Origin of the sequence: Micromonospora sp. NPDC052213 (assembly GCF_040679695.1) — a bacterium.
In the GTDB taxonomy this organism is placed as follows: domain Bacteria; phylum Actinomycetota; class Actinomycetes; order Mycobacteriales; family Micromonosporaceae; genus Micromonospora.
Map to the genome: position 1 here is coordinate 1 of NZ_JBFAVI010000210.1, position 10,670 is coordinate 10,670.

The window sequence follows — 10,670 nt, forward strand, 5'->3', positions numbered from 1 at the left end:
AGCCCGCCCGCTCCGGGCGGTCAGGCTTGATCCCTCCACGGGCGGGCTCCCCGGCAACCCCCAGGGCGGCGGAGAGTGCGCGCAGCAACTCGCCCCGACCCGCTCCCACGTCCACCACGTCCAGCCGGGCCGGGTGCCCGAGGGCGGCGTCGACCTGCTCGACGAGCCGCAGCAGCGCGGCGGCGAAGGCGGGGGACGCGTGCACGCTGGTGCGGAAGTGGTCGGCCGGGCCGGAGCCGGCGACGAAGAACCCGCCCGGCCCGTAGAGCGCCCGGTCCATGGCGTCCCGCCAGCGGACCGGCATCAGTTCATCCCTCGTCCCGCAGGGGCGACCAGATCTCCAGCACGGGGTCGGACGGTCGGAGCGCGTCGAGGTCGGGGGCCGCCCGCCCGGCGCGGGCGGAGATGACGGCCACCGCCTCCCGGAACCCGTCGACCGTCTCGCCGACCTCCATGAACTCGCCCGACACGTGGGTGACCTCGAAGTACAGGAACCGGTGCTCCGCGGGGGCCAGCGCGGCGACCGAGACGTGTTGGATCTCGGACCAGGGCCAGCCGAAGCTGTGCCGGTCGTCCTCCGTCCGGATGCCGACCTCGTCCACCACGACCCGCTCCGTCACAGGCGGCACTGTAGCCGCAGCCGGCCGCCCACGCCGCCGGGAACGCCCCCGCGCACCACCCGGTGAAGGTTTTCACAGACCCTGTTTCGGCTCCGTCACGGCGGCGCATACTTGCGATCGACCGGTACCCCCTCCGAGGACTGGATCGTTGCTATGAGCGCACCGCTGCGCCCGCAGGCGGCCACCCCGCCTACGGCCGCCGTACCGCCGGGCGGCGCCACATCCGGCGCCCCGCTCTCCTTCCCGCGCACGCTCACCGTCGGCGTCGTCGGCGCCGGCCGGGTCGGCGCGGCGCTGGGCGCCGCGCTCGTCGCCGCCGGCCACCGGGTGGCCGCCGCCTCCGGCGGCTCCGGCGCCTCCCGGGCCCGGCTGGCGCTGCTGCTGCCCCGGGTGCCCCGCCGCTCCGCCGCCGCCGTGGCCCGCGCGGCCACCGATCTGCTGCTGCTCGCCGTGCCGGACGACGCGCTCGCCGGGGTCGTCACCGACCTGGCCGACAGCGGCGCGGTGCGTCCCGGCCAGGTCGTGGCGCACGTCTCCGGCGCGCACGGGTTGGCCGTGCTCGCCCCCGCCGCCGCGGCGGGCGCCCGGCCGCTCGCCCTGCACCCCGCCATGACCTTCACCGGTACGCCGGACGACCTTGCCCGGCTGGCCGGCATCTCGTACGGCGTGACGGCCCCGGCGGAGCTGCGCCCCTTGGCCGCCCGGCTGGTCGCCGACCTCGGTGGCGTGCCGGAGTGGGTCGGCGAGGCCGACCGGCCGCTCTACCACGCGGCGCTGGCGCACGGCGCCAACCACCTGGTGACCCTGGTCAACGAGGCGGCCGACCGGCTGCGTGACGCCGGGGTGGCCCAGCCGGAGAAGGTGCTCGCCCCGCTGCTGCGGGCCGCCCTGGAGAACGCGCTGCGCCTCGGCGACGACGCGCTGACCGGGCCGGTGTCCCGGGGCGACGCCGGCACGGTCGAGCGGCACCTGGCCCGGCTCGCCGCCACCGCACCCGAGTCGGTCGCGCCCTACCTGGCCCTGGCCCGGCGTACGGCCGACCGGGCCATCGCCGCCGGCCGGCTCCGCCCGGTCGACGCGGAGTCGCTGCTCGGCGTGCTGGCCGGGACCCGGCGGGAGGTGGCCGCGTGAACGGGCCGACGACGGACGGAGGGGACCGCGTGACGGAGTTGGTGCACACCCGCGCCGAGCTGGCCGCGGCGCGGGACGGGCTCAAGGGCACCGTCGGCGTCGTGATGACCATGGGCGCCCTGCACTCCGGGCACGAGACGCTGCTGCGGGCGGCCCGGGAGCGGGCCGACCACGTGCTCGTCACGATCTTCGTCAACCCGCTCCAGTTCGGGCCGAACGAGGACTTCGACCGTTACCCGCGCACCCTCGACGCCGACCTGGAGATCTGCCGACGGGCGGGTGCCGACGTGGTGTTCGCCCCGTCGGTGGCGGACATGTACCCGGACGGCCAGCCCCGCGTCCGGGTCGACCCGGGTCCGCTCGGCGAGGACCTGGAGGGGCAGAGCCGCCCCGGGTTCTTCCACGGGGTGCTGACGGTGGTGCTGAAGCTGCTCCAGCTCACCCGCCCCGACCTGGCCTTCTTCGGCGAGAAGGACTACCAGCAGCTCACCCTGGTGCGGCGGATGGCCCGGGACCTCGACGTGCCGGTCGAGGTGGTCGGCGTGCCCACCGTGCGGGAGCCCGACGGGCTCGCCCTGTCCAGCCGCAACCGCTACCTCTCCCCGGCCGAGCGGGAGACCGCGTTGAGCCTGTCGGCGGCGCTGCGGGCCGGTGCCGAGGCCGCCGACGCGGGCGGTGACGCGGGGGCCGTGCTCGCCGCCGCGCACGCCGCCTTCGGCGCCGGTGCGCCCGGCGCGCGGCTCGACTACCTGGTGCTCACCGACCCGGACCTGGAGCCGGGGCCGGTGTCCGGTCCGGCACGGCTGCTCGTCGCCGCCTGGGTCGGCGGCACCCGGCTGATCGACAACGCGGCGATCCGGCTCGCCCCCCGTTCCTGAACCCGACCCCCACCACGTTTCCGCGAAAGGCATCCAGATGCTGCGCACCATGCTCAAGTCGAAGATCCACCGGGCCACGGTGACCCAGGCCGACCTGCACTACGTCGGCTCGGTGACCGTCGACGAGGACCTGCTCGACGCCGCCGACCTGATTCCGGGCGAGCAGGTGGCGATCGTGGACATCACCAACGGGGCCCGGCTGGAGACGTACGTGATCCCGGGCGAACGGGGCAGCGGCGTGATCGGCATCAACGGTGCCGCCGCCCACCTGGTGCACCCGGGTGACCTGGTCATCCTCATCTCGTACGGGCAGATGGACGACGCCGAGTCCCGGGCGTACCGGCCGAGGGTCGTGCACGTCGACGCCGACAACCGGATCGTCGAGCTGAACACCGACCCCACCACCGCCGCCCCCGGCACCGCCGGCGCTCCCGTCCCCAACCCCTACGCCGCCGTCTGACCCCGCCCCCGCTCCCGTGATCTCGCCTTCGACCCGGCTTTTGTTGCCGTAAGTCCCATTTGCCGGGGGCGGTAACTGCAAGATCGGGGCGCACGCGGTGTGCGGAGGGGGCGCGAACGCGGTCTGTCGCCGAGAGGCGGCGGTGGGTAGTCTGGGTGCCCGTCGAAGAGACGCGGTGGCTGGGGGAGGCCGCGATGCGCCGTTCGATGACCACCCTGCTCGCCGCCGTGAGCGCGGCAGTCCTCCTGGTCGGCTGCGCCGGCTCCGCCGGGCTGGACGGTGACCTGGCCGACGACTGGGCGGCCCTGCCCGCGCCCGGCCCGTTCACCCCGGCCGCCGGCGTCTGCCAGGCCGCCGACTTCACCGACGTGGTGACCCTGGCGGCGTACGCGCCGGTGGACTGCACCGCGCCGCACCGGGTCGAGACCGTGCACGTGGGCGCCTTCCCGGCCGAGCGGGCCACCCCACCGCCGGGCGGCTCGGCCGAGCTGCGGGGCGCGTTCGCCGACTGCGACGCGCGCGCCACCGGGCACGTCGGCGACGACTGGCGGGCCGGGCGGCTCCGGCTGGCCGTGGCCCTGCCGTCCGGGCCCGGCTGGGCGGCCGGCTCCCGCTGGTACCGGTGCGACCTGACCGAGGTGAGCACCGTCGAGGCCGCCGCCACGGTGGTCACCCGCTCCGGCAGCCTGCGGGACGCGCTGCGCGGGCCGTCGCCGCTGCGGCTCGGCTGCCAGCAGACCCGGGCCGGCGGCGGGACGGTGCGGACGCTGCTCCCCGTCGACTGCGCCACCCGGCACGACGCCGAGTTCGTCGGGGTGTGGCGGGCGCCGGACCGCCCGTACCCGACCCGGCCCGCCGACTGGGCCCCGCTCTACGCCGGCTGCCGCTCCGTGCTGGGCCGCTACGTGGGGGTGCCCGACGACGCGGACCTGCGCTTCCGCAGCGGGGTGGTGGTGCGACCGCCGGGGGCGGGGCGCTGGCGCGTCGGCGACCGCGGCGTCCGCTGCTACCTGTGGCTCGACGACCGTACGGTGACCGGCTCCCTGAGGGGCGCGGGCCCGGCCGCCCTGCCGGTCCGGACGAGGTAGGCACCCACCCGGCCACCGGACGCGATGGTCCAAACCACTCGTCCCGCCCCCGCCGCCCCCCGCGAGGGCCCTTCGGGTTGACTGTGGGCATGGACCTTCCGACCGTGGACCTGCCGGCGCTGCCCCGACTGCTGGCCGCCCCCGCGCCCGGCTGGGTGGAGACCACCGACGTGATCGTGGTCGGCTCCGGGGTGGCGGGGCTCACCGCCGCGCTGCACCTGCGGGAGGCGGGCCTGCACGTCACCGTGGTCACGAAGGTCAACATCGACGAGGGTTCGACCCGCTGGGCGCAGGGCGGCATCGCCGCCGTGCTCGACCCGCACGACACCCCGGCGGCGCACGCCTCCGACACGGAGATCGCCGGCGTCGGGCTCTGCGACCCGGCGGCGGTGCGGGTGCTGGTCGAGGAGGGCCCGACCCGGCTGCGCGAGCTGATGCGGATCGGGGCGGAGTTCGACCGCAACCCGGACGGCTCGCTGATGCTCACCCGCGAGGGCGGGCACCGGGCGGACCGGATCGTGCACGCCGGCGGCGACGCCACCGGGGCCGAGGTCCAGCGGGCCCTGCACGCCGCCGTCCGCCGCGACCCGTGGATCCGGCTGGTCGAGCACGCCCTGGTGCTGGACCTGCTGCGCGCGCCCGGCGACGGCCCGGGCGGGCTCGGCGCGGCCTGCGGCATCACCCTGCACGTGCTCGGCGAGGGCAGCGAGGACGGGGTGGGCGCCATCCTGGCCCGGGCGGTCGTCCTGGCCACCGGCGGGATGGGCCAGATCTACGCGGCCACCACCAACCCGGCCGTCTCGACCGGGGACGGGGTGGCGCTGGCGATGCGCGCCGGCGCGGCGGTCACCGACCTGGAGTTCGTCCAGTTCCACCCGACCGCGCTGATCACCCCGGCCGGCGCGGGCGTGCCGGGCGCCGGGCACGCCCAGCAGCCGCTCGTCTCCGAGGCGCTGCGCGGCGAGGGCGCCCACCTGGTCGACGGCGACGGCAAGCGGTTCATGGTCGGGCAGCACGAGCTGGCCGAGCTGGCGCCCCGGGACGTGGTGGCCAAGGGCATCCACCGGGTGCTGCTGGCCACCGGCGCGGACCACGTCTTCCTCGACGCCCGGCACCTGGGCGGCGACTTCCTGGCCCGGCGCTTCCCGACCATCGTCGCGTCCTGCCTGGCCATCGGGGTCGACCCGGCGGCCGACCTGATCCCGGTGGCCCCGGCCGCCCACTACGCCTCCGGCGGCGTCCGCACCGACCTGCGCGGCCGCACCTCCATCCCCGGCCTGTACGCCTGCGGCGAGGTCGCCTGCACGGGCGTGCACGGCGCGAACCGGCTGGCCAGCAACTCCCTGCTGGAGGGGCTGGTGTTCTCCCGGCGGATCGCCGAGGACGTCGCCGTCGGGCTGCCGGAGCAGGCCCAGCCGGCGTCGACCGGCGCCTGGGTCGGCGGCGAGGGCTGGGTGGTGCCGGCCGAGGCGACGCCGACCCTGCAACGGGCGATGACCCGGGGCGCGGGCGTGCTCCGCTCGGCGCAGACCCTCGCGGGGACCGCCGACGCGCTGACCGGGCTCGGCGAGGGCCGGGGTCGGCCGCGGACGGCCGACTGGGAGGCGACGAACCTGATCACCGTGGCGTCGGCGCTGGTCGCCGCCGCGTACGCCCGCCGGGAGACCCGGGGCTGCCACTGGCGGGAGGACTTCCCGGCGGCCGACGAGCGGTGGCACGGCCACCTCGTCGGCGCGGTCGGGGCGCAGGGCCGGTTGACGTCTCAGTGGGAGGAAGTCCGATGACGGAGTCGACGGAGCGGGCGTTGCGGGACGCCGGCCTGGATCCGGTGCAGGTGCGGCGGGTGATCGAGAACGCGCTCGCGGAGGACCTGGGCCCCGACTTCCTGGACGTCACCAGCGTCGCCACCATCCCGGCCGGGCAGACCGACACCGCCGACCTGGTGGCCCGCGCCGACGGGGTGGTCGCCGGGCTGGCCGTGGCGGCGGCCGTCTTCGAGCTGGTCGGCGAGGCGACCGGCGCGGGCCGCACGGTCGAGGTGTCGCGGGTGGCCCACGACGGCGCGCGGGTGGCACGCGGCGACGTGCTGGCCACGGTGACCGGTCCGACCCGGCTGCTGCTCACCGCCGAGCGGACGGCGCTCAACCTGCTCTGCCGGATGTCCGGCGTGGCCACCCACACCCGGGCCTGGGCGGACGCCCTGGCCGGCACGAAGGCGATGGTGCTGGACACCCGCAAGACCACCCCGGGCCTGCGCGCCCTGGAGAAGTACGCGGTCCGGGCCGGCGGCGGCACGAACAAGCGGATGGGCCTGCACGACGTCGCCATGATCAAGGACAACCACAAGCTGGCGGCGGGCGGCATCACGGCGGCCTTCCGCCGGGTCCGGGAGACCTTCCCGGACGTGCCGGTGCAGGTCGAGGTGGACACGCTCGCCGAGGCGGTGGAGGCCGTCGAGGCCGGAGCGGAATTCCTGCTGCTGGACAACATGACCCCGGAGATGCTCACCGAGGTGGTTGCCACCGTGGGGGACCGGGCGGAGCTGGAGGCGACCGGCGGGCTGACCCTCGACGTCGCGGCGCGGTACGCGGCGACCGGCGTCGACTTCCTGTCGGTCGGGGCGCTGACCCACTCCTCGCCGATCCTCGACATTGCCATGGACCTGCGCACCGAGTGAACCGGCGGCAGGCCGTTGTCTAGGCTGCGATCGTGCTGCTCTGCATCGACATCGGAAACACCAACACCGTGCTGGCGACCTTCGACGGCGACAAGCTGGTGCACTCCTGGCGGATCAAGACCGATGCGCGGTCGACGGCGGACGAGCTGGGCCTGAAGTTCCGGGGCCTGCTCGCCGGGGACGCCGTCGAGATCACCGGGGTGGCGGCCTGCTCCACCGTGCCGGCCGCGCTGCGCTCGCTGCGCACCATGCTGTCCCGCTACTACGCCGACCTGCCGAGCGTGATCGTCGAGCCCGGGGTGCGCACCGGTGTGCAGCTCGCCATCGACAACCCGAAGGAGGTGGGCGCCGACCGGGTGGTGAACACCCTGGCCGCGTACACCCTCTACGGCGGGCCGTCGATCGTGGTGGACTTCGGCACCACCACCAACTTCGACGTGATCAGCGACCGGGGCGAGTTCCTCGGCGGCGCCTTCGCGCCGGGCATCGAGATCTCCTTCGACGCGCTCGCCGCCCGAGCCGCCCAGCTGCGCAAGGTGGAGGCCACCCGGCCCCGCTCGGTGATCGGCAAGAACACCGTCGAGTGCCTCCAGTCCGGCCTCTACTTCGGCTTCGCCGGCCAGGTCGACCGGATCGTCGAGCGGATGACCGAGGAGCTGGGCGAGGTGCGGGCCGTCATCGCCACCGGCGGGCTCGCCGGCCTGGTGATCAACGAGTGCCGCACGATCACCCACCACGAGCCGATGATCACCCTGATCGGCCTGCGGATGGTCTACGACCGCAACGTCTGACCCCGCCGGCCCCGGTCCCGGGCCGCCGCCGGGGCCGGGCGCCGCCAGCGGGGCCGGAACCGGTCGTATTCGCCCGCCGCCGCACCGAACGACAGGGCGTGAGTGGGGTCGGTCATGGCGGGCAGGTTATCCCGTAACGCCTCCCTGGAGCCTTGAGTACGCTCGGGGCCTGACCCCGCCCGAAATCTCCTTCTGAGGAAGCGTGCCGTGACCGAGCAGACTCCCGTGCCAGTCGATCCCGCCGACGACCTTCCCGAGCAGATGAAGGTCCGCCGGGAGAAGCGGGACCGGATGCTCGCCGAGGGCGTCGAGCCGTACCCGGTCGGATTCCCCCGGACCAGCACGCTGGCCGAGATCCGCGAGAAGTACGCCGAGCTGCCCACCGACACCGCCACCGGCGACCGCGCCTCGGTCACCGGCCGGGTGATCTTCGTACGCAACACCGGCAAGCTCTGCTTCGCCACCCTCAGGGACGGCGACGGCACCGAGTTGCAGGCGATGCTCTCGCTGGACCGGGTCGGCGCCGAGCGGCTGGACGACTGGAAGCGCCTCGTCGACCTCGGCGACCACGTCGGGGTGACCGGCGAGGTGATCACCAGCCGCCGGGGCGAGCTGTCCGTGTTGGCCGACGAGTGGGCGGTCACGGCGAAGGCGCTGCGCCCGCTGCCGGTGGCGCACAAGCCGCTGAGCGAGGAGGCGCGGGTCCGGCAGCGCTACGTCGACCTGATCGTCCGGCCGCAGGCGCGCCAGATGGTGCGCACCCGGGCCGCGACCGTCCGCAGCCTGCGCGACTCGCTGCACGACCGGGACTTCATCGAGGTGGAGACCCCGATGCTGCAGTTGCTGCACGGCGGCGCGGCGGCCCGGCCATTCGTGACCCACAGCAATGCGCTGAGCACCGATCTGTATCTGCGAATCGCGCCGGAACTGTTTCTCAAGCGGGCCGTCGTCGGCGGCGTCGACCGGGTCTTCGAGATCAACCGCAACTTCCGTAATGAGGGCATCGACTCCTCGCACTCCCCGGAGTTCGCGATGCTCGAGGCATACCAGGCGTACGGCGACTACGACACGATGGCGGAGCTGACCCGCAATCTCGTGCAGCAGGCGGCGATCGCGGTCGCCGGCTCGACCGTGGTGACCCACGCCGACGGCCGGGAGTTCGATCTGGGCGGCGAGTGGCGCTCGGTGACCCTCTTCGGGGTGCTTTCCGAGGCGCTCGGCGAGGAAGTCACGGTACGCACCGAGCACGCCCGCCTCGTCGAGTACGCCGACAAGGTCGGATTGGCGGTCGACCCGAAGTGGGGGCCGGGCAAGCTCGCCGAGGAACTGTTCGAGGAACTGGTCGTCCCCGGCCTCCAGGCACCCACCTTCGTCCGCGACTACCCGGAGGAGACCAGCCCGCTCACCCGGGCGCACCGCAGCGAGCCGGGGCTGGCCGAGAAGTGGGACCTCTACGTGCTCGGGTTCGAGCTGGGGACGGCGTACTCGGAACTGGTGGACCCGGTGGTGCAGCGGGAGCGGCTGCTGGCCCAGGCGCAGCTCGCGGCCCGCGGCGACGACGAGGCGATGCGGCTGGACGAGGACTTCCTCCGGGCGATGGAGTACGGAATGCCGCCGGCCGGGGGTATGGGAATGGGAATCGATCGGCTCTTGATGGCGCTGACGGGCCTGGGAATTCGGGAAACCATCCTCTTCCCCCTGGTACGGCCGGAGTAGTCGCGTACTCGCACCGGGTCGTTACCGCATCCTATTGACGCGACAAGCGTCGCACGGGTTATTGTGCTCTCAAGTTTGCAGGAGCACCCTGCTCGAAAGGAATGTGGGACGTGGCCAAGCAGATCATTCATAAGCTGGTCGATGACCTGGACGGCGGGGACGCTGACGAGACCGTCAAGTTCGCGCTCGACGGCGTTCAGTACGAGATCGACCTGTCGAGCTCGAACGCCGAGAAATTGCGTGACGTATTCGCTCCCTACATCGCCAACGGCACCAAGGTGGGCCGGGGCGGTGTCGTCGTGGGCGGCCGGGCCGCGCGCGGCCGGGGCGGCGCCACCGCCGACCGGGAGCAGAACAAGGCGATCCGGGCCTGGGCCAAGAAGGCCGGCAAGGACATCTCCGACCGGGGCCGGATCCCGCAGGAGATCGTCGACGAGTACCACTCCAAGGCCGGTCACTGACCCGACCGCCGACGGGCGACAGACGCCGGGCCGGAGCACCTCTCCGGGCCGGCGTCGCCGTATCCGCCCACGGTGCGCCCGGACCGGGAAGAATTCCGCCCCGACGGAGGTTGTCCACAGCCGGTGGAGAATCTGTCCACAGCCTGTGGACGACTCCCGGGCGGCCCGGGTTCGGGGCCGCGTCAGCGCCGGCACCGGCCTGCGGACGCGGCCCGGGCGGTGGCCGAATTTCGCTCTGCGCGTACAGGCGGGGGTCGCGGAACACCCCCTGAGCGCGGACGGTTGAGTAAAACGACGCGTACGCGGCCTCCGGCGGGGACACACGACCTCAGCGGAGTCGGTCTGCGGCGATAGAGTAAGTAGGCACGGACGCCCGTCCCGGACGTCCGCGCACCGGCCCCGCCACGACTTCTTGACCATCAAGATCGAGTGCGCACGGCACGTGAGGAGCACGAGGGCATGTTCGAGCGGTTCACCGACCGAGCGCGACGGGTTGTCGTCCTGGCCCAGGAAGAGGCCCGGATGCTCAACCACAACTACATCGGTACGGAGCACATCCTGCTGGGTCTGATCCATGAGGGTGAGGGCGTGGCTGCCAAGGCTCTGGAGAGTCTTGGTATCTCTCTGGAGGGTGTGCGTCAGCAGGTCGAGGAGATCATCGGCCAGGGTCAGCAGGCGCCGAGCGGGCACATTCCGTTCACGCCGCGGGCCAAGAAGGTGTTGGAGCTGTCGCTGCGTGAGGCGTTGCAGCTCGGGCACAACTACATCGGCACGGAGCACATCCTGCTGGGTCTGATCCGTGAGGGTGAGGGCGTGGCCGCTCAGGTGTTGGTGAAGCTGGGTGCGGA

At 73.9% G+C, this 10,670-nt stretch carries 12 protein-coding genes and 1 pseudogene; 10 read left to right on the forward strand and 3 right to left on the reverse strand.

From position 1 onward, the window contains the following. Both AB0L34_RS30400 and AB0L34_RS30405 read right to left on the reverse strand, forming a co-directional pair. Positions 1-304 (reverse strand): annotated as a pseudogene (locus AB0L34_RS30400) (hypothetical protein); the annotation flags it as partial. Positions 305-308: 4 nt separating this feature from the next. Further along, positions 309-620 carry a hypothetical protein gene (locus tag AB0L34_RS30405; RefSeq protein WP_363708716.1) on the reverse strand — a complete coding sequence of 104 codons (312 nt, stop codon included), beginning with the start codon at positions 618-620 and terminating at the stop codon, positions 309-311. Between the two features lie 153 nt (positions 621-773). Here AB0L34_RS30405 and AB0L34_RS30410 point away from each other — a divergent pair, with 153 nt between their 5' ends. The 7 genes from AB0L34_RS30410 (at position 774) to AB0L34_RS30440 (ending at position 7,645) form a co-directional block, all read left to right on the forward strand. Then, the gene (locus tag AB0L34_RS30410; protein ID WP_363708718.1) at positions 774-1,751 is read left to right on the forward strand and encodes a Rossmann-like and DUF2520 domain-containing protein; all 978 of its coding nucleotides are present in this window, start codon (positions 774-776) and stop codon (positions 1,749-1,751) included. A gap of 29 nt (positions 1,752-1,780) precedes the next feature. Continuing rightward, the gene (gene panC / locus AB0L34_RS30415) at positions 1,781-2,629 is read left to right on the forward strand and encodes a pantoate--beta-alanine ligase (RefSeq protein WP_363708720.1); all 849 of its coding nucleotides are present in this window, start codon (positions 1,781-1,783) and stop codon (positions 2,627-2,629) included. A gap of 37 nt (positions 2,630-2,666) precedes the next feature. Further along, entirely contained in the window at positions 2,667-3,089 is a 423-nt protein-coding gene (gene panD / locus AB0L34_RS30420) for an aspartate 1-decarboxylase (protein ID WP_357456567.1), read from the forward strand. A 194-nt stretch (positions 3,090-3,283) separates the two neighbouring features. Next, a complete protein-coding gene (locus AB0L34_RS30425; RefSeq protein ID WP_363708722.1) occupies positions 3,284-4,177 on the forward strand; it encodes a septum formation family protein in 894 nt (297 codons plus the stop codon). A gap of 89 nt (positions 4,178-4,266) precedes the next feature. Continuing rightward, on the forward strand, positions 4,267-5,961 hold the full coding sequence (locus AB0L34_RS30430) for an L-aspartate oxidase (protein WP_363708724.1): 1,695 nt from the start codon (positions 4,267-4,269) through the stop codon (positions 5,959-5,961). Further along, a complete protein-coding gene (gene nadC, locus AB0L34_RS30435) occupies positions 5,958-6,854 on the forward strand; it encodes a carboxylating nicotinate-nucleotide diphosphorylase (protein WP_363708726.1) in 897 nt (298 codons plus the stop codon). Before AB0L34_RS30430 ends, nadC begins: the two co-directional genes overlap by 4 nt. A 32-nt stretch (positions 6,855-6,886) precedes the next feature. Then, entirely contained in the window at positions 6,887-7,645 is a 759-nt protein-coding gene (locus AB0L34_RS30440) for a type III pantothenate kinase (protein ID WP_350709398.1), read from the forward strand. On the opposite strand, the gene AB0L34_RS30445 is transcribed toward AB0L34_RS30440, so the two are convergent. After that, positions 7,627-7,761, reverse strand: a complete 135-nt coding sequence (locus AB0L34_RS30445; RefSeq protein WP_363708728.1) for a hypothetical protein — start codon at positions 7,759-7,761, stop codon at positions 7,627-7,629. The two genes, AB0L34_RS30440 and AB0L34_RS30445, sit on opposite strands and share 19 nt — an antisense overlap. A 91-nt stretch (positions 7,762-7,852) precedes the next feature. On the opposite strand from AB0L34_RS30445, the gene lysS reads away from it, so the two are divergent. The 3 genes from lysS to AB0L34_RS30460 all read left to right on the forward strand — a co-directional run. After that, positions 7,853-9,361 carry a lysine--tRNA ligase gene (gene lysS / locus AB0L34_RS30450; protein WP_350709394.1) on the forward strand — a complete coding sequence of 503 codons (1,509 nt, stop codon included), beginning with the start codon at positions 7,853-7,855 and terminating at the stop codon, positions 9,359-9,361. A 110-nt stretch (positions 9,362-9,471) separates the two neighbouring features. Next, positions 9,472-9,822: an Lsr2 family protein gene (locus AB0L34_RS30455; RefSeq protein WP_357456579.1), complete on the forward strand. Its 351-nt coding sequence runs from the start codon at positions 9,472-9,474 to the stop codon at positions 9,820-9,822. A gap of 459 nt (positions 9,823-10,281) precedes the next feature. Continuing rightward, positions 10,282-10,670: Clp protease N-terminal domain-containing protein (locus AB0L34_RS30460; RefSeq protein WP_363708730.1), on the forward strand; the 389-nt coding region annotated here is incomplete at its 3' end.